At 39.1% G+C, this 23,932-nt stretch carries 24 protein-coding genes and 1 riboswitch; of the genes, 10 read left to right on the top strand and 14 right to left on the bottom strand.

The annotated features are described in order from the left end of the window. Nucleotides 1-63 precede the first annotated feature (63 nt). On the bottom strand, nucleotides 64-1,305 hold the full coding sequence (gene trpB / locus AC2G3J_RS02710; protein WP_004725964.1) for a tryptophan synthase subunit beta: 1,242 nt from the start codon (nucleotides 1,303-1,305) through the stop codon (nucleotides 64-66). Beyond that, the gene (locus AC2G3J_RS02705; protein ID WP_336953587.1) at nucleotides 1,289-1,939 is read right to left on the bottom strand and encodes a phosphoribosylanthranilate isomerase; all 651 of its coding nucleotides are present in this window, start codon (nucleotides 1,937-1,939) and stop codon (nucleotides 1,289-1,291) included. Before AC2G3J_RS02705 ends, trpB begins: the two co-directional genes overlap by 17 nt. A gap of 142 nt (nucleotides 1,940-2,081) precedes the next feature. Then, nucleotides 2,082-2,288, top strand: a riboswitch (cobalamin riboswitch). A 36-nt stretch (nucleotides 2,289-2,324) separates the two neighbouring features. Here AC2G3J_RS02705 and AC2G3J_RS02700 point away from each other — a divergent pair. From AC2G3J_RS02700 to AC2G3J_RS02665, 8 genes are all read left to right on the top strand, one after another. Then, nucleotides 2,325-4,184 carry a TonB-dependent receptor plug domain-containing protein gene (locus AC2G3J_RS02700; protein WP_483770625.1) on the top strand — a complete coding sequence of 620 codons (1,860 nt, stop codon included), beginning with the start codon at nucleotides 2,325-2,327 and terminating at the stop codon, nucleotides 4,182-4,184. Nucleotides 4,185-4,292: 108 nt separating this feature from the next. Then, entirely contained in the window at nucleotides 4,293-4,871 is a 579-nt protein-coding gene (locus AC2G3J_RS02695) for a cob(I)yrinic acid a,c-diamide adenosyltransferase (protein ID WP_262087002.1), read from the top strand. A gap of 113 nt (nucleotides 4,872-4,984) precedes the next feature. Then, nucleotides 4,985-5,707 carry a glycerophosphodiester phosphodiesterase gene (locus AC2G3J_RS02690; RefSeq protein ID WP_419358863.1) on the top strand — a complete coding sequence of 241 codons (723 nt, stop codon included), beginning with the start codon at nucleotides 4,985-4,987 and terminating at the stop codon, nucleotides 5,705-5,707. 360 nt (nucleotides 5,708-6,067) lie between these two features. Further along, the gene (locus tag AC2G3J_RS02685; RefSeq protein WP_419327646.1) at nucleotides 6,068-7,231 is read left to right on the top strand and encodes an acyl-CoA desaturase; all 1,164 of its coding nucleotides are present in this window, start codon (nucleotides 6,068-6,070) and stop codon (nucleotides 7,229-7,231) included. Nucleotides 7,232-7,325: 94 nt separating this feature from the next. Further along, entirely contained in the window at nucleotides 7,326-7,655 is a 330-nt protein-coding gene (locus AC2G3J_RS02680; RefSeq protein WP_419327647.1) for a DHCW motif cupin fold protein, read from the top strand. Between the two features lie 76 nt (nucleotides 7,656-7,731). After that, nucleotides 7,732-9,189: a protein adenylyltransferase SelO gene (locus tag AC2G3J_RS02675; protein WP_483770624.1), complete on the top strand. Its 1,458-nt coding sequence runs from the start codon at nucleotides 7,732-7,734 to the stop codon at nucleotides 9,187-9,189. Between the two features lie 179 nt (nucleotides 9,190-9,368). After that, nucleotides 9,369-9,962 carry a L,D-transpeptidase family protein gene (locus AC2G3J_RS02670; protein WP_483770623.1) on the top strand — a complete coding sequence of 198 codons (594 nt, stop codon included), beginning with the start codon at nucleotides 9,369-9,371 and terminating at the stop codon, nucleotides 9,960-9,962. A 24-nt stretch (nucleotides 9,963-9,986) separates the two neighbouring features. After that, nucleotides 9,987-10,367 (top strand): MmcQ/YjbR family DNA-binding protein, encoded by a 381-nt coding sequence (locus AC2G3J_RS02665; protein WP_483770622.1) that lies wholly within the window; start codon nucleotides 9,987-9,989, stop codon nucleotides 10,365-10,367. Nucleotides 10,368-10,588: 221 nt separating this feature from the next. On the opposite strand, the gene AC2G3J_RS02660 is transcribed toward AC2G3J_RS02665, so the two are convergent. Together AC2G3J_RS02660 and baeS are read right to left on the bottom strand one after the other, a co-directional pair. Continuing rightward, nucleotides 10,589-11,275 carry a response regulator gene (locus AC2G3J_RS02660; RefSeq protein ID WP_004725942.1) on the bottom strand — a complete coding sequence of 229 codons (687 nt, stop codon included), beginning with the start codon at nucleotides 11,273-11,275 and terminating at the stop codon, nucleotides 10,589-10,591. Between the two features lie 15 nt (nucleotides 11,276-11,290). After that, nucleotides 11,291-13,027, bottom strand: a complete 1,737-nt coding sequence (gene baeS, locus AC2G3J_RS02655) for a sensor histidine kinase efflux regulator BaeS (RefSeq protein ID WP_483770621.1) — start codon at nucleotides 13,025-13,027, stop codon at nucleotides 11,291-11,293. A gap of 142 nt (nucleotides 13,028-13,169) precedes the next feature. Between baeS and AC2G3J_RS02650 the strand changes: the two genes are divergently transcribed. Continuing rightward, nucleotides 13,170-13,781, top strand: a complete 612-nt coding sequence (locus AC2G3J_RS02650) for a hypothetical protein (protein ID WP_336953577.1) — start codon at nucleotides 13,170-13,172, stop codon at nucleotides 13,779-13,781. Nucleotides 13,782-13,844: 63 nt separating this feature from the next. On the opposite strand, the gene yjgA is transcribed toward AC2G3J_RS02650, so the two are convergent. The 9 genes from yjgA to mazG form a co-directional block, all read right to left on the bottom strand. Further along, nucleotides 13,845-14,384 (bottom strand): ribosome biogenesis factor YjgA, encoded by a 540-nt coding sequence (yjgA, locus tag AC2G3J_RS02645; RefSeq protein ID WP_004725935.1) that lies wholly within the window; start codon nucleotides 14,382-14,384, stop codon nucleotides 13,845-13,847. 2 nt (nucleotides 14,385-14,386) lie between these two features. Then, nucleotides 14,387-14,656, bottom strand: coding sequence for an HPr family phosphocarrier protein (locus AC2G3J_RS02640; RefSeq protein ID WP_004725933.1), 270 nt, complete (start codon nucleotides 14,654-14,656; stop codon nucleotides 14,387-14,389). After that, nucleotides 14,653-15,504, bottom strand: a complete 852-nt coding sequence (rapZ, locus tag AC2G3J_RS02635; protein WP_004725931.1) for an RNase adapter RapZ — start codon at nucleotides 15,502-15,504, stop codon at nucleotides 14,653-14,655. The genes AC2G3J_RS02640 and rapZ overlap by 4 nt, the downstream gene beginning before the upstream one ends. A gap of 25 nt (nucleotides 15,505-15,529) precedes the next feature. Beyond that, a complete protein-coding gene (gene panC, locus AC2G3J_RS02630) occupies nucleotides 15,530-16,375 on the bottom strand; it encodes a pantoate--beta-alanine ligase (RefSeq protein WP_419819976.1) in 846 nt (281 codons plus the stop codon). A 2-nt stretch (nucleotides 16,376-16,377) separates the two neighbouring features. After that, nucleotides 16,378-17,187 carry a 3-methyl-2-oxobutanoate hydroxymethyltransferase gene (gene panB, locus AC2G3J_RS02625; protein WP_336953575.1) on the bottom strand — a complete coding sequence of 270 codons (810 nt, stop codon included), beginning with the start codon at nucleotides 17,185-17,187 and terminating at the stop codon, nucleotides 16,378-16,380. Between the two features lie 46 nt (nucleotides 17,188-17,233). Continuing rightward, a complete protein-coding gene (gene folK / locus AC2G3J_RS02620) occupies nucleotides 17,234-17,716 on the bottom strand; it encodes a 2-amino-4-hydroxy-6-hydroxymethyldihydropteridine diphosphokinase (protein ID WP_419327653.1) in 483 nt (160 codons plus the stop codon). Continuing rightward, nucleotides 17,713-19,194, bottom strand: coding sequence for a polynucleotide adenylyltransferase PcnB (gene pcnB / locus AC2G3J_RS02615; protein WP_419327654.1), 1,482 nt, complete (start codon nucleotides 19,192-19,194; stop codon nucleotides 17,713-17,715). Before pcnB ends, folK begins: the two co-directional genes overlap by 4 nt. 147 nt (nucleotides 19,195-19,341) lie before the next feature. After that, nucleotides 19,342-19,806: a ComEA family DNA-binding protein gene (locus AC2G3J_RS02610; RefSeq protein WP_336953572.1), complete on the bottom strand. Its 465-nt coding sequence runs from the start codon at nucleotides 19,804-19,806 to the stop codon at nucleotides 19,342-19,344. A 7-nt stretch (nucleotides 19,807-19,813) separates the two neighbouring features. Next, nucleotides 19,814-20,578, bottom strand: coding sequence for a nucleoside triphosphate pyrophosphohydrolase (gene mazG / locus AC2G3J_RS02605; protein WP_336953571.1), 765 nt, complete (start codon nucleotides 20,576-20,578; stop codon nucleotides 19,814-19,816). 105 nt (nucleotides 20,579-20,683) lie between these two features. Here mazG and AC2G3J_RS02600 point away from each other — a divergent pair, with 105 nt between their 5' ends. Then, entirely contained in the window at nucleotides 20,684-21,466 is a 783-nt protein-coding gene (locus AC2G3J_RS02600; RefSeq protein ID WP_336953570.1) for an SDR family oxidoreductase, read from the top strand. Nucleotides 21,467-21,612: 146 nt separating this feature from the next. On the opposite strand, the gene AC2G3J_RS02595 is transcribed toward AC2G3J_RS02600, so the two are convergent. Further along, complete coding sequence (locus AC2G3J_RS02595) at nucleotides 21,613-23,919, bottom strand: RelA/SpoT family protein (RefSeq protein WP_336953569.1); 2,307 nt, start codon at nucleotides 23,917-23,919, stop codon at nucleotides 21,613-21,615. Between the last annotated feature and the right edge of the window lie 13 nt (nucleotides 23,920-23,932).

The following is a 23,932-nucleotide window of genomic DNA, read 5'->3' as shown; positions in this document are numbered from 1 at the left end:
GTCTAGTCCAGAAATAAAAAAGCCTCTATAAAAGAGGCTTTTAAATTGATCGAGTAAGATGAATTACATCTCGACCATTTCAACACCATCAATACGTGCAACAGTCATTAAGTCTTTGTCACCACGACCCGATACCGTCGCAATAATAATTTGATCCTTCGACATTGTTGGCGCGAGTTTAGTCACATAAGCCATTGCATGTGAACTTTCCAATGCAGGAATAATCCCTTCAATATGAGTCAAATCACGGAAGCCTTGAAGAGCCTCTGTATCATTAATTGGCACATAATTCACACGATGCATGTCTTTTAAGAAACTATGTTCAGGACCCACACCAGGATAATCCAAGCCTGCTGAGATTGAATGTGTTTCAATAATCTGACCTTGCTCATCTGACATTAAATAAGTACGGTTGCCATGTAAAACACCAACATGGCCTGCATTTAATGGTGCTGAATGTTTACCTGTTTCAATGCCTAAACCTGCGGCTTCAACACCGTACATTTTGACGTCTTGATCATTTAAGAATGGATAGAACAAGCCCATTGCATTTGAACCACCGCCGACACATGCAACCAAAGCATCTGGTAAACGACCTGCTTGCTCTTGAATTTGTTTACGTGCTTCACGACCAATGATCGATTGGAAATCACGTACCAATTGCGGATATGGATGTGGACCTGCAACCGTACCAATCACATAGTAAGTCGAATCTACATTGGTTACCCAATCACGCATTGCTTCGTTCATGGCATCTTTTAATGTTTTAGAACCACTTTCTACAGGTACAACTGTTGCACCAAGTAAACGCATACGGTAGACATTCATGGCCTGACGTTTTACGTCTTCAGCCCCCATGAATACCACACACTCAAGACCTAAACGCGCGGCAATTGTTGCAGTCGCCACACCATGTTGACCTGCACCCGTTTCCGCAATAATACGTTTTTTGCCAGAAAGCTTCGCAAGTAGCGCCTGACCAATGGTGTTATTGACCTTATGTGAGCCTGTATGATTTAAGTCTTCACGTTTAAGATAAATTTGCGCACCACCCAACTCTTTCGACCATCGCTCAGCATAGTAAAGCGGACTAGGACGTCCGACATAATAAGCGAGATCACGGTCGAATTCTGCCAGAAACTGCGCATCATCTTTCATACGGAAATAGAGTTTCTCTAAATCCTCTAAAGCTGCCATTAAAGTTTCTGACACAAAACGTCCGCCATGGATACCGAAATGCCCGTTTTGATCTGGGAATTGGGTATAGTCAATCACACTATTTTGTTGATTACTTTGCTGATCCACGTTGGACTCCTTGCATAAATCGTTCTACGAGTTGTTGGTCTTTGATACCTTTTGCGGATTCTACGCCTCCGCTGACATCGACTGCATACGCTTGAGTCGTTTGTATAGCGTCTTCAATATTTTCAGGTTTTAAACCACCTGCCAAAATTAAAGCAATATCGAGTTTAGGGAATTGAGACCAGTCAAAACTGTGTCCAGTCCCTCCTTTCAGTTCAGGATGCCATGCATCTAAAAGCATAGCACTTGCGCCAGCCTGTTGGTATTGCTGAATTGTCGTAATAATATCTGAATTTTTTGCATCGGGTTTAATCTGAATCGCTTTATACCAACGACGCTTATTATACTGTGCGATCTGCTGACATTGTTGTGCGGTTTCATCACCATGAAACTGAATGATATCCAAAGGCACCTGCTCTAATACTTGTGCAATGTTTTGTGCACTGGCATTGACAAATAATCCAACAATGTTGATATACGGTGGGATCAGTTGTGCCAATTGCTGAGCCAATTCAATCGTGACATAACGTGGACTAGGTTCATAAAACACAAAACCAATCGCATCTACACCTGCTTGTACAGCAGCTTGGATATCTTGGGGTCGTGTAATCCCACAAATTTTGGCACGGGTACGCATAGCTTTGAACTCGAATTTGTTCAGATCAAACTGATTTTTTCAGTATTTTAAGCAAATCATTGTAAAGCAAATTTATTCACTTGCGTTAAAGTTCAATAGGATTATCTGTTTTACATTGTTTATACACTAAACAAACTTTATACTGCACACAAATGCAACAAGTCTAGCTTAAGGCTTTGGGAAGTTGGTGAAAATCCAACACTGCCCCCGCAACGGTAAAATGAAAATATTATTCTTTATAAGTCAAAAGGCTTACACCACTGCAATGTTTTGTGGGAAGGTGGAATAATCTGAATCACGTTAGGTTCTATATTTAAGTCCGGATACCAACTTGTTGTGCCCTTAAACTCAATCATTCACGGGGAGTGAATGTATGGAGCATATCATGTCTGTTATTTTTAAACCTACTGCACTTGTAGGTGCTGTCGCTATTGCGATGGGGTTATCTTCTACTGCTTTTGCAGATACTTCTTCAAATTCAGAAGCAAATTCGAAACTCGATACAATCGTTGTCACAGCATCTCGTACTGAGCAAAAAATCAGTGAAGTTCCTGCTCGAATCAATATTATTGAGCCGAAGATTCTTGAACAATCACCAATAGCATCTTTACCGCAACTGTTACAGAACGATGCTTCTATCAATATGGTACAAAGCGGTGGCTATGGACAAACAGCTGCTATTTTCTTACGTGGTACAAACTCTAACCATACTTTACTTTTAAGAGATGGCGTTCGCTTAAACTCAAATACTGCTGGTGCAGCATCTTTACCTTTTATTGATACGACAGATATTAAACAAATTGAAGTATTAAAAGGACCTGCTTCAGTTTTATATGGTGCCGATGCGATTGGTGGTGTAGTTCAGCTGATTTCCAAAACACCTGAAAAAACAGGCGCTTTTGTTACTGGTGAAATGGGTGAAAATAACACCTATAAGGCAGTGATTGGGGCTGATCTTGCTCAAGATGGTTTCTATGCCCAAGTTCGCGGACAACGCCTAGAAACTGATGGTACTCCTGTAACAGATGCAAAAAACAACAAGAAAGCAAGTTTTGATCAAAAGGGTTATAGTGCCAAAATAGGTGTTGAAAAAGAGCGCTATGCAGCCTCAGTCGATTATAGTGAAAATCAAGGCTATAGCGATTATGACAATTACGGTAATCTTGTTTCTCAAGATTTTAAAAACGAAATCATTAATGTAAAAGGTCGAGTCGATATTTTAGATAATGTCGCACTTCATGCCCGACTTTCGCAATTTAAAGACAATATTGAGCAAAATAGTTCTCCAGATTATGTACATAGTACAACCAAAGAAGCTGAGCTCTATACAAAATGGCAAATGACACCTGCTCAAAACATTTTATTCGGCTCAACCTTTAAAGATATTAAAGGTGATGTTTATTCGAAAAATCTGTTTGGCGGACAAGATGTTAAATACAAAGAATCTGTAGATACTATTGGCTATTTTGCACAGCATCAATATCAACACAATGGTCTAGAAACTCAAGTCGGTATTCGTGTAGAAGACAACGATAAGTTTGGTACACACACAGTGGGTCAAGGTGCTGTCCGTTATCAAGTTTTACCACTTACAAGCATCTATGCAAATGTGGGATCAGCTTTTCGTGCACCAACAACCAATGATTTATATGCAATTTCTTGGGGAGCAAATCCTGATTTAAAACCAGAAGAAAGCTTTTCTTATGAAATCGGTGTCGATCAAAAACTCAATCATAATATTGATTTAGGTTTATCTATCTATCGCAATAAAGTAGACAACCTGATTAGTTATCAGGCGGGTAAATTAGTTAACGTAAATAAAGCAAACTTTACTGGTGGTGAAGCTTCATTTAAATGGCAACAAGATAAACTCTTTTTAACTACAACTTATGCTTATGTTCAAGCAAAAGATGATGAAACTAAAAAAGATTTGACTCGCCGACCACGCCAAAGTTTAACTCTAACTACAGGTTGGGATGATGGCGTATATGGTATTTCTGCATCTGTCGTCGCAAAATCTAATTCAAAAGATTTTGCAGATTACCCATCGACCACACCAACCACAACGCCTGGTTATGTTAGTACTAATGTCAATGCTTACTGGCAAGCGACTCCAATGATTAAACTCTTTACCAATATTGAAAACATTGGTGATGTTAATTATAAGACAGCATATAACGGTAGTGGTGTTTACTATATCAACGGTGGTCGACTTGCATCTGCTGGGGTAACTTTCCGCTACTAAAAGCTACACCCAAAAAAATATCTAAAACAGCGCAGTTTATGGATAATGTTTTGACCGACATTATCCTTTTTTATTGTTTATCTTTTCATTTTTATCTAGGACAAAATTATGGGACATCGTTTAAGTAAAATTTATACCCGTACAGGCGATTCAGGCACCACAGGATTAGGAGACGGTTCTCGCGTAGCGAAAGATGACTTACGTATTACCGCTCTCGGTGATGTAGATGAACTAAATTCTATTGTTGGTGTATTACGTTCACAAATTTCAATGAGTAACATCGTTGATAAAGCCCATTGGGATAAATCACTGAGCTTGATTCAACACTGGCTATTTGATTTGGGTGGTGAAGTCTGTATTCCCAACTACAACTTACTCCAACCTGTTTGTGTTGAATTCCTTGAAAAGGAAATCGACAAAATGAATGAAGACTTACCAATGCTCAAAGACTTTATTCTACCCTCTGGAACTTTAGCATGTAGTTATGCACATCAAGCACGTGCTGTATGTCGTCGAGCAGAACGCAGCTTAATGACTGTACACAGTCGTGATCAAAATATTCAAGCAACTGCTCTACAATTAATTAACAGATTATCCGACTGGTTTTTTGTAGCTTCACGCACCTTACAACGCGCAGAAGGCGGTAGTGAAGTGCTTTGGCAAAAGAACATCAATGACACGATTTAACGATAAATCACTGTCTAAAAGTAAATTTTTAACAGTATGATAAAGTCAAGTTATTGCTAAAAGTAAGACTTAAACGATTACCAGACAGATGAAAATGAGTATGTGAGTTCATTATGAGAATTATCGGACATCGTGGCGCGCGTGGTGAAGCACCTGAAAATACCCTAGCTGGATTTCAATATATTCACGATTTAGGTATCCGTGCAGTTGAATTCGATGTTCGACAATTAAAAGATGATGAACTCATTATCATGCATGATGATAATTTTTTAAGAACAACTGGAATAGATCAAGCACTGTATGATTTAAACAGCGCTGAATTAGCGGCCTATAACCAAGCCAATATCTGGATGGATTGGGAAAAACAAATTACCCCAACCTTAAGCCAAAGCCTAAAGATTATGCAGGACTTTGAGCATATTGAAGTTGAAGTGAAAGCTGTAGAAACATTGCAACACGCTGAAAAACTCATCATCGAATTACAAAAACAACTGCAAGGTTTTGAAAATGTTGCGGCGATTACCAGTTTTGATTTAAAAATACATCAAGCCTTACAACAGCAAAACTCAAGTTTTAAACGTGGTCTACTGATTGAAGATGACATCCAACAACGTGCAATCGAACAAGCATTACAACTGGGATGCTGCCAGATTGGATGGATGAATCAATTGGCAACAGATGAGCTCATTCAAGCAACCCAGCGTGCAGGTTTGGACATCAGTGTTTGGACCGTCAATGATATTGAGCGCGCTAAGCATTTAAGAGATTTGGGGATCAATGGATTAATTACAGATTTCCCCAAAATGATGCAGCTTGCCTTAGCACAAATTCAATAACTCAAATCCATTTAATAACACAATAAAGTAGAATTTTATTTTGAACTTTAGAGGGTTTCAAAAATTAAAATTTAACTTGAGAATCAAGCGTCTAAACCCTTAAAAATCAAATTGGATAAGACAGAAAAATTCTTACACTATTTTGACATTTAAATACGACGTTTTAACCATTCATTTTTTTCGATCAAACCGCTAGAATTCATGTTTTATTCTGTTACTGTTTTATACAATACAGATGTACACTAATACTAGTGAACACATGTTCGCCCATGATAATATCTGTGAAAGTATAGCCTAGAAAAATGCTGAAGCTATGCGTTTAACTTTACCTGATTAAGGTTCTTAGGAGTGCTGTTGGAGATGAATGCTCCCCTACCCAAAGCCCCAATAAATTGGATCGGTGTTTTTGCCTTGGTGTTTTTACCCCTTGTGGCAGTAATTGCGATCCCTTTATATGCCTACCACCATGATTTTAGTGCGGCAGCTTGGATTAGTTTATTCGTTTTACTCGGTCTCAGTAGTTTAGGTATTACTGCAGGTTATCATCGCTTGTGGGCACATCGTGCATACGAAGCGACTTTACCACTTAAAATCATTTTGATGATCATGGGAACTTTTGCTGTTCAAAACAGTATTTTGTTCTGGGCTTCTGGTCACCGTACACATCACCGCCATGTGGATGATGTAGATCAAGATCCGTATTCGATTAACAATGGTTTTTGGTACGCTCATATTGGCTGGATGTTACGTAACTATCCCGCTTCTGAATCAAATTATAAAAATGCACCTGATTTGTTGAATGACAAAGTGGTTATGTTCCAAGACAAGTATTATGTCCCACTTGTTATTGCCGTACATGCTGCGATTTTAGTTCCTCTGGGGTGGGCTGTAGGTGACATGTGGGGTGTACTACTCTTAGGTGGTTTACTCCGCTTAATTATTAGCCACCATGTAACATTCTTTATCAACTCACTCTGTCATATGTGGGGCAAACGTCCTTATACTGACGAAAATACTGCACGAGATAACTTTGTTCTTGCCATTGCAACATGGGGCGAGGGTTATCATAACTATCACCATATTTTCCAATACGATTATCGTAATGGTGTGAAATGGTGGCAATATGATCCAACAAAATGGTTGATTTGGTCCTGCTCTAAAATCGGTTTAGCCAAGAACCTACGTCGTATCCCAAGCTTTAATATCAAAAAAGCGGAATTGGCGATGAGATTTAAATATGCTGAACAGGATTTAGCGATTTATGGTCATAACGTCAATGCAGATATTATCGCGATGAAACAAAAAGTATCGCAAGAATATGAAGCATTCACCAATACATTAAATGATTGGGCTGCGTTAAAAGAACAAGAGCTACAAGCGAAAAAAGCATCTGTTGCTGAGAAAATTCACCAAATGGATGTCAAACTCAAAGTTGATTTCCAATTGGTCGAACAGAAACTTGCTTTCCATCGTGAACGTTTAGAAACATTGATGCGTGGAATCAAAAAGAACGTTGTTTCTTAACTCTCAATACACATCAAAAGCAAAGCTCCGAAAGGGGCTTTTCTTTTATCCAGTTTTACAGACATTCCTACTGATAATATTGAGAGAAAATAATATGCAAATTAATAACATCCCCTTTGGCATTACCAACTGGTCAGAAGTTCCAACAACGCGTCATGAGGGTGAGCAAGGTTTTGCGCTTTGGCGCACACAACAATTTGATAATATTCGAGTGCGAATGGTCGAATATTCTGTAGATTATTTGGCTGACCACTGGTGTCTTAAAGGTCATATCCTGTTTTGCTTAGAAGGTGAATTGGACACTGAACTTGATGATGGACGTACCTTTACCTTAAAAGCAGGGATGAGTTATCAAGTTGCAGACCAAGCTGAAGCGCATCGTTCTTCCACCACATTTGGTGCAAAGCTATTTATTGTCGACTAAAACAGTCGACATTATCTCAACAGCTTAAAACTTTGCTATATTGAGAGGACAAGTGAAACCATTGTGACCGATCGCTATGCAATTTGCCCCACGTTACCCATTTCTCGATTCAAAGCTCTATCATGAGCAAATGCCTAGCCCACTGAAAGGTGCAAAGGCTGGGCATTTTAATGCTGCACTTGCGGATGAATTACAATGGTCTGAAGATGAAAAGACCCAATGGGTCAAGATTTGTAGCGGGCAAAAAACCTTTCCTGAATTTCATCCCCTTGCCATGGTTTATGCAGGGCATCAATTTGGACAATGGGCAGGTCAATTGGGGGATGGGCGTGGCCTATTGATAGCGCAAATTTTAAATCAACAAGGTCAAACCATTGACCTCCATTTAAAAGGCGCAGGCTCAACTCCCTACTCTCGTATGGGAGACGGACGTGCTGTATTACGTTCTGTGATTCGTGAATATCTAGCAGGTCATGCACTCAATGCACTGGGGGTTCCTTCAAGCAATTCCGTAGGCTTTACCTCCTCAACCCAAGGCGTACAACGAGAAAAACTTGAACTTGGTGCAATGATGTTACGCACTTCGGATTGCCACATCCGTTTAGGGCATTTTGAATGGATCAATCAATATCAGCCTGAGTTACTCACTGAATTTACCCAAAAATGTATTGAATGGCACTATCCACAATGTTTGAGTACTGAACAACAAAAGTTTGAAGACACTGTTTTAGCATTTGCAACGCAAGTGATTCAAAACACTGCGATCATGATCGCCAAATGGCAATTGGTGGGTTTTGCTCATGGTGTTATGAATACGGATAATCTCAATATTACAGGTTCTACCCTTGATTTTGGCCCTTATGGTTTTATGGAGCGTTTCCGTCCCAATTGGATCAACAATCATAGTGATTACAATGGCCGTTATACCTACCAAAACCAACCGAGTATTGCACATTGGAATTTATGGAATTGGTTAAACAATTTAATTCCACTAGCACAAGCAGAAAATAAAGAACAATTTAAGCAAGACCTCGTCAAATGTTTAGAGCATTTTGAACCGACCTTTCTAGAACATTATACCCATGGGCTATGCCAAAAACTTGGACTACCTGCCTTCCATAAAGATAGTTTTGATTGCGGTATGGCATTTTTAAGAATTCTACAAAGTGAGCAACTCGACTATACCAACAGTTTTCTTCGCTTACAGAATAAAGAATATGAAGCTATTAAAGATGATTGCCTAGATCGCTTTCAATTTGAAAGCTTCTTGACGCAATATCACAGTATTCGTGAGCAGCAAGATATTGATGTACTTGATGCGGAAATGAAAAAGGCTAATCCAGTCTATATTTTAAGAAATCATATGCTACAAACAGCCATTGAACAGGCTGAACGTGATGATTTTTCTGAGGTTGATCGCCTATTTAAATTGCTTGGTCAGCCCTTTACCAAACAAAAGGATTTAGAAACAGCCAAAGACTTAGCACCTTTACCAAGTGATGTTCCTGAAGTAATGGTGAGTTGTTCGTCTTGATCAAATAAATTGCCGAATCGCTTTCTTTGATCTGACTCATCATAGTTACCCACAATTTCTGTGGATAAACTTGTGTTTATCCACAGGATAAATCCACAATCACAAATTAACTACAGCTTTTGTCTTTAGAGTGAATAAAATTTAGGCAATACAGGGTTTTACAACATTAGTATTCTAAAATGAATAAAAAATACCTCATTCCATGCTTGATTCTTTTGGCTATAGCTAGTGTCTGGACTTATCAAAAATATAATCAATTTATTCCAACGGCAAATGCTGCCATACACGTGCAGAATTTATCTGAGCAAGACATTCAACGTCTCCGTCAAGACACGCCAATCACCGAAGTTAAAGTTTATAAATCAGATCGTATTGTTAAACTCATGCATCATGATCAAGACATACGAACATATCCAATGCGCTTAGGTTTTGATCCTATTGGACATAAGGTTAAAGAAGGTGATGGAAAAACCCCTGAAGGTCGTTATATTTTAGATTGGCGTAATTCTAATAGTGCATTTTATAAATCGCTGCATGTGTCCTATCCAAACCAACAGGATAAATCTAAAGCCAACCAACTCGGCGTTTCTCCTGGTGGCGACATTATGATTCATGGTTCAGCAACACGCTCACAAATGGAAAAACTCCCTAGTTTAATGACGTACTTACCTAGAAATGACTGGACATGGGGGTGTATTGCCGTTAGAAATATAGATATGGATGAAATTTGGAAGCTGGTCGATGATGGAACAGTGATTAGCATTTATTCATAAAGAATATTTTAAAAAGAGACAGTGATGACAGGTGAAGAAATCCGAACTTTAGCATTTAAGATTGCATCAGATTTGCCTAAAGCCGAACTTAGCTACCCTTTTGGTGAGGATGTTCCTGTTTTTAAGGTGGTGGGAAAAATGTTTATGTTAGGCTCTGAACTGCATGGCAAAAAACTAATTAATTTAAAAGTTGAACCTGATCATGGCGAAATGTTAAAAGATCTCTACCCCTCGATTCAGATGGGCTATCATATGAATAAACGTCATTGGATTTCAGTCTATGAAGGTGAACAGATCAGTGCTGATTTGATTCAAGACTTAGTTGAAGGCTCTTATGAGCTAGTGGCCAAGAGTCTAACCAAAGCTCAAAAGCAGATATTGGCGGTTTATCAACAGATTAAATAATTAGCGGTCTTTTGATAACTGCATTTGATAGTAGCTTTGAATTACAGGTTTAGATCAACAGACCTGTCTATACCTGATTCAGTCAAGTCAGCATCTATCGATAACCATAAGTTATATGCTTATTTTTCAAACATAAATTTTTACATTTATAAACATTTACCCACAATATCTGTGGATAAACCTGTGTTTATCCACAATGGTGAACTTAAAATGTTGAAAACTTAATCTTCTGGATATTCAAAACGGTAGCCTACGCCATAAACAGCTTGTACCCATTCATGACGATTTCCAGTTTCAGCAGCTTCAGATATTTTACGACGTAAGTTCTTGATATGACTATCAATAACACGGTCAGCAACATCAAAACTATCTGGGTTGATATGGTCTAAAAGTTGCGCTCTAGAATAGACTTGTCCCAAATGTTCGAGGAAAAGCTCTAAAAGGCGGAATTCAGTTGGCGTTAAATTCAACGATTTTTGTTGATACCAGATACGTTGTTGTGCTTTATCAATACGAAATAAGTCATTGGCTTCAGGTTCAGCTTTACGTTCTAAACGGCGTAATACCGCTTGTACACGTGCCACCAACTCTTTTGGGCTAAAAGGTTTACAGACATAGTCATCTGCTCCCATATTTAAACCCAAGACACGATCGATTTCTTCTGTTCGTGCAGTCACCATGATAATCGGTAAGTCGGTTTGCTCACGCACTTTACGGCAAATGGTCAAACCATCCATACGCGGGACCATCAAATCCAATACCATTAAACTCGGCTTACGTTGCAGGAAGCTGTCATAAGCTTCTTGACCATCATGAAACATACTGACTTCAAAGCCCGCTGCTTCTAGATAATCCCGCACCAATTGCGCAAGTTCAACTTCATCCTCTACCAGCATGATATGCTTCATGTTGTACTATTCCTTTTAAAATTTAGTATGTTTTGAAAATGTCAGTTTGCAACGCAAACCGCCTAATGGCGAATGATCAAAAGTAAGCTGACCACCGAGTGTTTGTGCAATTTTACCTGATAAAGCCAAGCCCAATCCTGTACCACCTGTACTACGTGTACGTGAATTATCCACACGATAGAAGCGTTCTCCCAAGCGTGCAATCTGTTCATCACTCAGACCCAATGGGCTATCATCTACGATCACACTCCATGAATCTGCATCTTGCTCTGTATGGACTTGAACTTCACCGCCTGCTTCAGTATAACGAATACTATTTCCAAGTAAGTTGACCATAATTTGCTTAAAACGATCTATATCTAATTGTAATTTTGCCCCCTCACCTCTGGCTGAAATTGTTAAATCAGCCTGTTCAAATTTAGGTTTAAAATTCTCTATTTCCTGTAAAATGACGGACCAAGGATCAACTTCTGCAAAGTAGCATTTCAATTGTTGTGCTTCAGCTTGGGCTAAATCCGCTAGATCCTGTGTCAATTTTTTCAAGCTTGTGACTTGACGTAACATCGCTTCAAAATGTTCTGGTGTGGGCTTTCGAATCCCATCTTGCATGGCTTCAATTTGTGCCTGCAATACTGCCAATGGTGTTTTTAACTCATGTGAAGTATCTGCAACCCATTGACGGCGTGATGTTTCATGCTGGTCGAGAATGACAGCCAACTGATTTAACTCAGTAGACAAGTCTCCTAATTCATCATTGCGGTTAATCACCACTTGATGCTGGTAGTTACCTTTGGTTAATTCACGAGTTGCGTTCAATAAACGTTGAATCGGTGTTTTAAAATAAGTCGCCAATAACAAGGCTGCAACCAAGCTTGATAAGAATGTGAAGATATAGATCAGTACTAAATAACGTTTTTGATTACTAAAAAAGTTAATACTCAATGCATCATCCTGATCTAAAACTGGTTTTAAACCTAGATACCCTACCACCTGATCATTGACCAAAATCGGACGATAAGAAACCTGATCATCAGAAGGTTCACCCAAAATAAACTGTTGTTTTGCATCATATAATGAAAGGCGTGAACTGAGTCCTAAGCGGTCAGGCAATGATACAAATATCTTTTTGCCATTCTGTGGATTTACAGTCCGCATTGAATCTCTCGTTAACGTTTCTTTAGGTGCTGAAGCTGCTTCTTCACGACCCGCTGAAAGATGTCCTTTGTCTATAGATGATTTTTTTCCTTTACGATCAGAGGGTCTAAATAAATTTTGATTTGAGCTCAGTGGAAACTTCAAACCTTCAAATGGCTGATAAGCTGAGGGTAAATTCTCTTCAAGAATTTTTAGTTCTTCTTGATCCAGCTGAGACTTATGAACTGCACCATCTGTTTGTCCCAAAGTCGCTACTATCGTATGTTCTTTAAAATAGCGCTGTTGTAAAGCAATATCATATTGACGACGTAGCCACCAGCGTGACAACTTATCATAATCATCAGGAGCAGCATCGCCTTCAATTTGTAAAATCTGTGCTTGAACCGCATTACCCCAGTCTTGATAGACCCCATATACATCTGCCAAATTTTCTATCAGATGATCAAGTTTTTGCATTTCGACATCTGCGACATATTTGGCAAAATTCTTTTGCATGGTCCAGTGCAAAACACTTAAGCTCACCGTTGTAATGACTAATGTCGTCAATAAAACGGTGAGAAATAAGCGCAGTGCAATGGGGACTCGACGTATTTTCAAAACTGATCTCACGTTTTTCTTCTCATTTCAACATTGTACCCAACAGTTGTTCAAAATTCTCTCCATTGTTTCTACATCATTATTATTTAATCTTTACGGTATCAACAGAACACAACACAAAATATTCATTGGAGTAGTAACAATGAAAGCTATGACAAAAATCGCACTGGTATCGGCAAGTATTTTAACTGTAGGGGCTTTGACTGCCTGTCAATCTAATCCAGGTCCAAAAGAGGGCCACCCGATGATGCATGGTGGGCATCATAAAATGTCACCTGAACAACGTGAAGAAATGAAACAGAAACGTGCTCAACATAAAGCGTTACGCCAACAAATGCAAAAAGCCTGTGATGGCAAAGCAATTGGTCAAACGGTTCAGGTGACAGCAGGTCAGCAAAATATTAATGGTACATGTAATATCGTATTCAAGCCTGATCACAAGGCGATGAAAGAGATGAATCAGGATTTCCGTCGTGATGGAGAACAACGTGGTCATATGATGCGTCATGACGGACCCCGTATGAAAGACATGACCGAAGAACAACGTGCTCAAATTAAGCAAGAATTTGCCCAAAAACGTGCAGAACGTAAAGCGAAGTGGGATGCGATTCAAAAATCATGTGCAGGCCAGACTGATGGTAAGGCAATCCAAGTAAAACTGGATGATAAAATCATCGATGGTAAATGTGTTGTTAAATTCCAGCCAGAGTTTAAATCAGGCGATAACATTCCCATGATACCATCAAAAGTTTAATTCATATCTTGGCTAAATATAAAAAACGACCCTGTTGGGTCGTTTTTTATTTGTCACAATAATTTACTTGGAATTATCCGAAATCAAAGCCACTTGTTGGGCATAATTTAATAACTTAAGTTTAGAAGCCGCTAATTCTTCAGCGGTGGCTTGACGGGTGATATCCCGATGAATACGCAATACATGCTGACGTAAAGAATGACTTTCAGCAGCATTATAAGATTTACAGAATTCTTTAATTGCAGGGTCACGCTGCTCAATCATTCGATCCACCCAACGATCCAATTGCGCCAACTTTTTAATCCCTTGCTTAGGGGTTAAATAAGACAAAATGATGGCTTCATCTTCATTACGCAAAAGCTTACCAATCCGTTGAAATTGACGGCGACGTGCTTCAAAAGATGTGATCAATTGCACATCAAGCAAAGCCTCTATCAACCGATCTTCAACAGGTAAAGATTCAATTTGTTTCTTCGACAACTCTGCGAGTTGTTCACCTAAAGCAGCCATACGTTGTACAGCTTTTTTCTGTTCGGTTTTACTTGCACGCCCTTCTAAAGATTCAAAATCATCTTCAGTAAAACGTTGCGGACGACGTGCCACGATTATTCTGCCTCGTAAAATTTATCTGCGAACAGTGCTTGAACTTCAGACAAAGCTTTTTCTTCATCTGCACCATCAATCACTAGACGCAAGGTGGTTCCTTTACCAGCTCCGAGCATAAGTAAAGAAAGGATATTCTTGGCATCGACTAACTTGTCACCCTTACCAATTTGAATAGAGCATTTAAATTTAGTCGTGACTTCGATTAGTTTTCCAGATGCACGCGCATGTAATCCTAATTTATTAATTACGTCAACAGTTGTGTCAATCATGACCAGTGCTTCATTTCTCTATGTAATACTTGAATAGTCCATTTTGACTCAAGAGCCTTTTTCAACCTATCCACAATATAAACTGAACGATGTTGTCCCCCCGTACAGCCAATTGACACTGTAATATAGTGACGATGACCTTCCGAAAAAGCAGGCAACCACTTATTTAAAAACTGATAGATGTCTTGATACATCTCATTTGCTTGCTCACTGGCTTCTAAAAATTTACGTACTGGTTCATCTAAACCCGAATATTTACGTAACTCTAAATCCCAATGTGGATTTGGCAAATGCCTGACATCAAAAACAAAATCTGCATCTAATGGAATACCATGTTTATAACCAAAAGATTGCAAAATTAAAATGAGTTTATCGGACTGTCCAAGTTTGGACAATAAGGTATCTTTTAAATCGTGTACACTTTTATCCGTTGTATCGATATGTACTGTTGCTCGCAGTTGAATTGGGAGCAATAAATTTTTTTCTTCTTGAATACATTCATTCAAACTTTGGAAGCGGTTTGACAAAGGATGTGGACGTCGCGATGCGCTAAAACGTGAAATCAACTCCTGATCACGCGTCGTTAAATAAATAACGTCTACGCTGCCATGTTTCTGTAACTGTTGAAAAACCTGATCAAAACCTTGTAAATCTTCTTTGGCGCTTCGAACATCGACACCCAGTGCCAATAATTCTAAATTGTTTTCTCTATCCAGCTTTTCAACGATTTCAGGAAGCAATGCCAAAGGCAAATTATCGATACAGTAATAACCCAAATCTTCAAGCACCTGCAAAGCAGATGATTTACCTGAACCAGACTGTCCTGTTACGATAAGTATGCGCTTCATGGCATCGCGATCCTAAAAGCAAAGTTTATGTAAAATGTTTTACTTGTAAATTGTCAATCAGACGAGTCTTGCCTAATTTCGCTGCAACAAACAATACAACATCTTGGTCGAATTGTTCAACTTTTTGCAACGCTAGACTACGTGCTTCGACATAATCCACAATTAACCCTGCATCATTTAAACTTTCACGAATTTGAGCCAAGACATCTGCAAGTGTTTTGCCTGCATGTAAATCTTGTTCAGCAGTCGTTAAGGTCTTAAAAATAACAGGAGCTGTTTGACGCTCTTGTTCAGATAAGTAACCATTACGCGAACTTAAGGCCAAACCATCTTCAGCACGTGCAATTGGTACACCAATCACTTCAATTGGCATATTCAAATCACGAACAACCTGCTTAATCACAGCCAATTGTTGATAATCTTTCTGTCCAAAAAATGCAAAGTTCGGCTGTACAATATTAAACAATTTGGTGACAACAACAGCAACACCATCAAAGTGACCTGGACGTTGTAAGCCACACAAATCATTGGTAATTTCACCCACAGTAATATTTGTTAAACGTGGGAATTTACCATACATTTGCTCAACAGACGGTGCAAAAACAATGTCACACCCCACTTCAGCAAGTAAATTACTGTCTTGCTCAAGTGTACGTGGATAGTTATCAAAATCTTCATTGGGTCCAAACTGAATTGGATTCACGAAAATACTAACCACCACCACATCACATAATTTACGCGCTTCACGAACAAGGTTTAAATGGCCCTGATGTAGATTTCCCATCGTTGGTACAAAACCGATGATTTTACGTGCCGATCGAGCAGGATTAAGTGATGCTGTTAGTCCTTGAATGGTCGTTTCTGTTTTCATGTCTACAGCTCTACTTGAAAAGTATGTTCTTTTGCAGGAAACGATTTCTCTTGCACAGCAACATGATATGCCTTGAATGCATCTACAATTGCAGATTCACCTGCTTGTTCTTTCATAAAATTGCGTACAAAGCGAGCCACTTTACCAAAAGTCAAACCAAGCATATCTTGCACAACAAGAACTTGACCATCAGTATCTGCCCCAGCTCCAATACCGATCACAGGAACGTGTGGGAATAATTCAGTAATTTCTTTACCCATTTGAGCAGGAACACATTCGAGCAATAACACAGCTGCACCAGCGTCTACCACAGCTTTACAGTCAGCAATTAATTGATCTGCCGCTTCACGCGTTTTCGCTTGTAATTTATAGCCACCAAAGACATGTACCGACTGTGGTGTTAAGCCCAAATGTACACAAACAGGTACACCATTTCGTGTCAAAACTCGTATAGTTTCAGCCAGCCATTCACCACCCTCAATTTTCACCATCTGAGCACCCGCTTGTATCACGGTTTTTGAATTAAGCAACGCATCATTAAGCGTTGCGTAACTCAGAAAAGGTAAATCACACATGATAAATGCGTGTTGATTCGCACGACGTACAGCTGCAGTATGATACGCCATATCTGCAACAGTAACAGGCAATGTAGAATCATGCCCTTGGATTGTCATCCCTAAAGAGTCACCAATTAAAATGGTGTCAATCTCAGCAACTTCCATACCTTTTGCCATACTCGCATCATAGCAAGTTAAGCATGAAAATTTACGTCCCTGAGTTTTGAATTGTCTTAAATCACTTAGGCTAATCATGACGATATTCCTCTATCAATGAGAGTTCCTCTGCCCATTCAATCCTTTAATCAGCCCATGACTGATCTGCTAAAACGCTAAGGGTTGAATGTTGCACGAAATCTAACTTTTGCAATGATTGTCCATTGACTTGAAGCTCAGGATCGAGATCCAACAATGGAATCACTACAAAATCACGCTCTAAAATACCAATATGCGGTACTGTGAGCCGCTCATTTATAATGTTTTTTTCAGCATAAAGCAAAAGATCTAGATCTAAAGTACGCTCACCCCAATGACGTGAACGTACTCGACCTGATTCATTTTCAATGCGTTGCAACTCATCCAGCAAGGCCAATGGCGCTAAATCTGTGTGCAATTCTACAACCGCATTATGATAATTTGGTTGATCTTGAGGCCCCATTGGGGGACTTTGGTACAACTTTGAAACCGTAACACCACCAAATTTTCTAAGCTTTTCTACAGCTGCTCGTAGAATTTGCTCAGAATCTCCTAGATTACTTCCTAAACCAATGTAGGTTTTAATCATGGCTGGGTGGGTCCAAAAATCACACTGTTCAAATCACGTTGTACTCGTCTACGCTTGGTAATTGGATGATCAGCAGTGATTTCACCTTTGTTTACAGCTGTTCGAGCATCATTTCGTGTTCTAAAATCATGAGATGATGTTGAATTTGGCTTATTCCGTGAACGACGACTACGAGATTCTTGTTCTTTGACCAATGGCTCAATTTGCGTTGAAACTGCAGCTTTTGCATCTTCAATTGGTGCGACTTCAGCAATTTTTTTACGGCTCTTAGCACGCTGTCGATTATAGCTACCAATTGCACGCTCTTTCTCGTCAGTCGACATATCTTGGTAAGCTTCCCACCATGCTCCCATACCGTTGGTAGAAGTATCACCAGACTTCTCTCTCAACAACAGGAAATCGAATCCTGCACGGAAACGTGCATGACCAGAAAGTGCTTCAATCTGTTGAGGTTTTGGATTTAACAAACGGCTTTGCATTTCCCAAACTTCACGAATAAAGGTTTCCGCAAAACGGGGAATAATGGTTCGAGTCGCTTGACGTTTCAACACATCCAAACCTGCTTGAGCTCGTGCTTCTGCAGCAACAACCCCTTTAGCATGGTAAAAATCACAACGCGCTAAGAAATTATTCCATAGCAATACCGCATAGAAAAAAGCAGGATTAATGGTTTTACCCATTTGAATCCGTTGATCGGTATTTTTCGCAGCACGTTCAATAAACTGAGTAATTTCAGGACTAATATCAGCAAATAATTGCTTCCAAATACCAAATTCAATCAACATAGGCATAACACGATGTAAATGTCCCATCGTGAATAATTTTTGCGACTCATCATATAAACGGTGCGGAGAAACATCACGCAGCAGCTGTGTCATCTCTTGGGTAAAAACGTCTAAAATTTTAGGATCAATACTAAAATTTAACTTCGCAGCAAAACGTAAAGTACGCAACATTCGTACGGGATCTTCTTCAAAACGAAGTCCTGGATCACCCAATAACCTTAAAGTTTTGGTTTTTATATCATCAATAGCATTACAAAAATCGAGCACTTCCCCTTTTCTTGGTTGGTAGTACATGGCATTGATGGAAAAATCACGTCGAGCAAAATCTTGCTCTATAGTTCCCCAATTGTTGTCACGTAAAATCATTCCTTGTGCAGAGGTAATTGCTTTTTTCGGTGGGGCACGGAATGTCGCCACCTCAATCAATTCACGACCTGAATACACATGTGCCAATTCAAAACGTCGCCCAATAATTCGGCAACGACGACCAAATACCTCTTTCACCTGAGAAGGCGTTGCATTGGTCACTGCATCATAGTCTTTCGGATTTAAGCCAAGCATTAAATCACGTACACCACCACCGACTATATAAGCTTCATAGCCAGCTTTAGTTAAAGAATCAATAACATCTAAAATGGAGGAAGGTAATTGAGCGGTGGATAACCCACACTTTGACGCACGCAAAGTTTGCAAAAGACACTGTCTCCTACGTCAGGACGTAAAAATCATAATTGTGCTAATGATATCGCTTACACAGCTAAAGGGCAATTTGAATCTCGCAAACTTCACTTGAATTTAATATATGTTGATAATTCATCGATCCATACAGCATTAAACACGTCACAAACTAAGTCTTGCTTGATTCTGCTCGAAAAATTTCGCCCCAATCCCCTTTACCTTTTTTAAATCATCAATACTTTTAAACTTCCCGTTCTGATTGCGATAATCAATAATCGCCTGTGCTTTCTTTGTTCCGACACCTTTTAACTGTTGTAATTGTTCAATATTTGCAGAATTTAAACTAATTCTCATACCTGAGCTATTTGAATTTTGAACACGTGACAATGTGTTATTGTTACCACTATTCTTAGGTTGTGATGTCTGGTTATTCGGTGTCGAAAGATAATAGTGACCATCAATCTTGTTTATTTTTTCATCATGTGCTTGTTGTTCTGCTTTCCATTTTAAATAAGCTTGATCAAATTGTTGCGCATATAAGCTGAAAGAGCAGCTTAAAAGCACCAATAAAAAAGACAATTTAATTAGCTTTACTACACGATTACAATAAAAATTATGATTACTCATGGATAACCTATGGTTTTAATTGTTGCTTTGCCTGATCCCAAAGAAGATCCATTTCTTCTAAAGATATATCTTCTAATCTTTTATTTTTAAAATTGATTTGATTTTCAATATAAGCAAAGCGAGATTTAAATTTATAAATGGTTCCTAAAAGAGCCATCTCACTTGAAATGCCTAGTTTACGCCCAACATTAATTAAAGAAAATAAACAATCACCAAATTCATCCATAATTTCATCAGGTTTTTCCGATTGCATGGCTTCTTCAAACTCGGCCAGTTCCTCTTTGACTTTATCGTAGGCCTGCGCCACATCAGTAAAATCAAATCCTACTTTTGCAACATTTTTTTGCAGGTTTTCCGCCTGAGACAAAGCAGGACCATGCTTTAACTCATCTAACCGAAATTGAGGTTTGCCCTGTTTTTCTTGTTGTTTAATCTCCTGCCACAAAAGTGACACTTGTTCAGGAGTTAAATTCTCAAACTGCTCTTTTTGGAAAACATGCGGATGACGACGTATCAATTTTTGACAAATAGCTTCTACAACATCATTAAAATCAAAAGCACCCTGCTCACTGTACATCTGTGATTGAAAAACCACTTGTAACAATAAATCCCCTAATTCATTTTTAATTTCATCAACATCGCCAGAGCGTACAGCTTCTTCCACCTCGTACGCCTCTTCGATCGCATAGCGCGTTAAACTTTCAGGGGTCTGTTCACGATCCCAAGGGCACTCTGCACGTAATTGTTTCATAATGGCGAATAACTGTTGCATTTAATGTCCTTTAAGATCAATAAGAAATGACTGCACAACACTTGTTGTTATGCATATTTTATGTTCAACTCACTGCAATCAAAATAAACTAAAAAGGATACTGCAATGCGTCAGAGCATATTCATAAGCGGTGCTGCACAAGGCATTGGGGCAGCGATCGCACGTCTATTCTACCAACAAGGTTATCAAGTTGGTATTTATGATATCAATGAAGCTCAGGCTCAAATTTTAGCAGATCAATTAGGTCACAATGCCAAAGCTGGCAAATTAGATGTGAGCGATTATGCACAATGGCAAATAGCGCTTAAAGAGTTTTCTCAATGGGCAAATGGTCTTAACATTTTAGTGAATAATGCTGGCATCCTTTATTCTGGAGATTTTGAGAAAACTGAAATTAGTGCACACCACCGAACAATCAATATCAATGTAAATGGTGTTTTAAATGGCTGTCACGCCGCACTTCCCTATCTAAAAGAAGCAAAATTTGCGCGTATTATCAATATTTCTTCAGCATCAGCCATTTATGGACAAGCAGATTTAGTCTCATATTCTGCCAGTAAATTTGCGGTACGCGGTATTACCGAAGGATTAGATATCGAATGGCAAAAATATGGCATTCGTGTACTGGATGTTATGCCGCTGTTTGTCCAAACGACTATGGTAACAAACATGGATGCAGGCGCGATTCAAAATATCGGTGTTAGCCTCACACCCCAAGATGTTGCTGAGCAAGTGCTTGCACAAGTTAAAGCCAAAGACTCACTTTTCACTGCTACACATCGTCCAGTTGGTTTAAAAACTAAAGTAATGTTTACACTTTCTACCATTAGCCCTCAATTTATCAATCGCTTGAGTAATTTAATACTGACGAGAAAATCTAAGCATTAATATTATAAAAACTCATTCAACAGATATCAGCTTTCTTTTTATAAATCAAATTCATAGTTTAATTTATTATACTGAATAATAAAAAACTCGCATTTCGCGAGTTTTGTTATTGTTCAAATCATAAAATCTGATCAAGGCAATATAGCTTAATTACCTTGAACCAAACGTCGAGCACTGATAATGCCAGGCTGTTGTTCCAATCTTGCTAAAAGGCGAGACAATTGCGCCAAACCTTTCACTTCAATCAACAATTTCATATTGGCAATACCATCTGCTTCAGAAATCGTATTTACCTGACGAATATTGATCTGATCTGAAAAAATCACTTGGGTCAAATCTTTTAACAAACCACGACGATCATAAGCTTCCACCACAATTTGCACACTTTGCCCACGTGTCGGTTGCATTTCCCAATCGGCTTCAACAGCACGATCAGGTTCTAACTTGATCATGCGCATGTAATCGGGACACGCAACCTTATGAATACTCACACCACGATTCAAGGTGATATATCCAGCAATCGATTCACCATGAACAGGCTGACAACATTGTGCAATGTGTAATTCAACATTATCCAAACCATCAATTAAAATTCCATGTGCAGATAAGGTATGACTTGCACGTGGATTTAACGTCGGTTTTAGAACAAGTTCTGGTTCATCTTGATCTAAGTGCATGTGGCGATTAACTTGATTAATCAAGGCATGCAGGCTAATTTCCCCACTTACCAATGAAACAAGGATGTCATCACCAGTTTTTACATTGAAATGATTACAATAATCACTTAAATCAATACTTTTTGGATGAATCGCTAGACGTGAAAGCTCTTTATTGAGTAGTTCACGCCCAACTTCCAGATTTTTACTGCGATCTTGTTGTCTAAACCAGTGGCGCAACTTGTCACGGGCACGTGCAGTTTTGATATAACCCAATGAGTTAACTAACCAATCACGATTGGGTTCACGATCTTTCTTGGTTAAAATCTCAACCTGTTCCCCTGTTTTCAGAGTATAGGTTAATGGCACATAGCGTTGATTAACCCTTGATGCATAGCACTTATTCCCGACCTCGGTATGCACATGATAAGCAAAATCAAGCACCGTCGATCCACGTGGTAATTCTTTAATATCCCCATCACGACTAAAAACATAGATTTTTTCGAACCCTTCAAAATCTTGAATTTGTTCAAAATCTTCTGTTTCATCTTCATTGGGATGTGCACTGGTTTCAGTACGTTCTTGATAATGTTCAAGGACTGCACGTAATGAATGCAAACGATGATTAAATGAATAATCAGTGGTTTTCGAGCCTTCTTTATAGTTGAAATGCGAACATACACCCAACTCTGCTTCTTCATGCATTTCTTTGGTACGGATTTGGATTTCCAAAGATTTATTTTCTGCAATCACCGCAGTATGTAAAGAGCGATAACCATTGGCTTTTGGATTGGTAATATAATCATCAAACTGATGAGGAATATGGCGCCAAATTTGATGCACAATGCCCAAAGCGTGATAACACTCTGCTACAGATTTAACCAAAACTCTTAACGCACGAATATCATATAGCTGATCAAAACTCAGATTTTTACTCTTCATTTTACGGTAGATCGAATAAATATGTTTTACTCGACCTGAAATCTCTGCCTCAATATCATGCTCACCAAGCTCACCTTTCAGTTTATCAACCACAAACTGAATATATTGCTCACGTTCCAGCCGCTTTTCATTGAGTAATGAAGCAATCTCTTTATAGCGTTCAGGAGCCAAATAACGGAAAGCAAGATCTTCGAGCTCCCATTTTAATTGAGCTATCCCTAAACGATGCGCCAAAGGAGAATAGATGGTCAAGATTTCTCGTGCAACACGCTCTTGACGCTCTTTTGAAGAGTGTGCCAATTCACGTAAAGCAAATGTCCGTTCAGCCAATTTGATCAATACCACACGAACATCTTCTGTCACAGAAATCAACATCTTATAGATGCCTGTCAGGTGTTCGCGCTGATTATTGTTAAAGTGATCTTCTAACCGTTTATTCTTTTCAATCAGTTCAGAAAGTTTACCCATAGCCAAAGTGCCTTTGACAAGGTTATAAACTTGCTCACCGCATTGCTGCTGTATCTCCTCTAAGGTGGTGAGATCCTCACGCACGCTACGATAAAGTACAGCTGCTGCTAGTGTATCTTCATCGACATGTAAATGCGCGAGGATGTCAGCCATTCCAATACCTGTTGCAAAGGTATTGGTTCTGGAATTTACTGTGGTCGCCAATTCTTTTTGTAATACTAATTGCGCGACTTCTTCTAACTGCTTAAGTTCAGCACCGTCTAAAATTCCACGCACTCGATCTAGCCAAGTTGCTAGAGCGTGTTGCGCTTCATCGGCATGCTCTACAGTCGCTTCCTCTGATAGCTCATTGAGCTCATCAGGAAGTTGCTCACGTACTGTGACCATACCCTACTCCTCT

The sequence above is a fragment of the Acinetobacter legionensis genome (genome assembly GCF_057165765.1).
Note: the sequence above shows the minus strand (reverse complement) of the source record. Positions and strands in the feature narration are given on the sequence as shown.

What these genes read in the sequence shown, in the direction of transcription:
- AC2G3J_RS02705 (WP_336953587.1), bottom strand. Translation starts at nt 1,939, where the DNA reads ATGCGTACCCGTGCCAAAATTTGTGGGATTACACGACCCCAAGATATC.
- AC2G3J_RS02700 (WP_483770625.1), top strand. Translation starts at nt 2,325, where the DNA reads ATGTCTGTTATTTTTAAACCTACTGCACTTGTAGGTGCTGTCGCTATT.
- AC2G3J_RS02695 (WP_262087002.1), top strand. Translation starts at nt 4,293, where the DNA reads ATGGGACATCGTTTAAGTAAAATTTATACCCGTACAGGCGATTCAGGC.
- AC2G3J_RS02690 (WP_419358863.1), top strand. Translation starts at nt 4,985, where the DNA reads ATGAGAATTATCGGACATCGTGGCGCGCGTGGTGAAGCACCTGAAAAT.
- AC2G3J_RS02685 (WP_419327646.1), top strand. Translation starts at nt 6,068, where the DNA reads ATGAATGCTCCCCTACCCAAAGCCCCAATAAATTGGATCGGTGTTTTT.
- AC2G3J_RS02680 (WP_419327647.1), top strand. Translation starts at nt 7,326, where the DNA reads ATGCAAATTAATAACATCCCCTTTGGCATTACCAACTGGTCAGAAGTT.
- AC2G3J_RS02675 (WP_483770624.1), top strand. Translation starts at nt 7,732, where the DNA reads ATGCAATTTGCCCCACGTTACCCATTTCTCGATTCAAAGCTCTATCAT.
- AC2G3J_RS02670 (WP_483770623.1), top strand. Translation starts at nt 9,369, where the DNA reads ATGAATAAAAAATACCTCATTCCATGCTTGATTCTTTTGGCTATAGCT.
- AC2G3J_RS02665 (WP_483770622.1), top strand. Translation starts at nt 9,987, where the DNA reads ATGACAGGTGAAGAAATCCGAACTTTAGCATTTAAGATTGCATCAGAT.
- AC2G3J_RS02660 (WP_004725942.1), bottom strand. Translation starts at nt 11,275, where the DNA reads ATGAAGCATATCATGCTGGTAGAGGATGAAGTTGAACTTGCGCAATTG.
- AC2G3J_RS02650 (WP_336953577.1), top strand. Translation starts at nt 13,170, where the DNA reads ATGAAAGCTATGACAAAAATCGCACTGGTATCGGCAAGTATTTTAACT.
- AC2G3J_RS02640 (WP_004725933.1), bottom strand. Translation starts at nt 14,656, where the DNA reads ATGATTGACACAACTGTTGACGTAATTAATAAATTAGGATTACATGCG.
- rapZ (WP_004725931.1), bottom strand. Translation starts at nt 15,504, where the DNA reads ATGAAGCGCATACTTATCGTAACAGGACAGTCTGGTTCAGGTAAATCA.
- panC (WP_419819976.1), bottom strand. Translation starts at nt 16,375, where the DNA reads ATGAAAACAGAAACGACCATTCAAGGACTAACAGCATCACTTAATCCT.
- panB (WP_336953575.1), bottom strand. Translation starts at nt 17,187, where the DNA reads ATGATTAGCCTAAGTGATTTAAGACAATTCAAAACTCAGGGACGTAAA.
- folK (WP_419327653.1), bottom strand. Translation starts at nt 17,716, where the DNA reads ATGATTAAAACCTACATTGGTTTAGGAAGTAATCTAGGAGATTCTGAG.
- AC2G3J_RS02610 (WP_336953572.1), bottom strand. Translation starts at nt 19,806, where the DNA reads ATGAGTAATCATAATTTTTATTGTAATCGTGTAGTAAAGCTAATTAAA.
- mazG (WP_336953571.1), bottom strand. Translation starts at nt 20,578, where the DNA reads ATGCAACAGTTATTCGCCATTATGAAACAATTACGTGCAGAGTGCCCT.
- AC2G3J_RS02600 (WP_336953570.1), top strand. Translation starts at nt 20,684, where the DNA reads ATGCGTCAGAGCATATTCATAAGCGGTGCTGCACAAGGCATTGGGGCA.
- AC2G3J_RS02595 (WP_336953569.1), bottom strand. Translation starts at nt 23,919, where the DNA reads ATGGTCACAGTACGTGAGCAACTTCCTGATGAGCTCAATGAGCTATCA.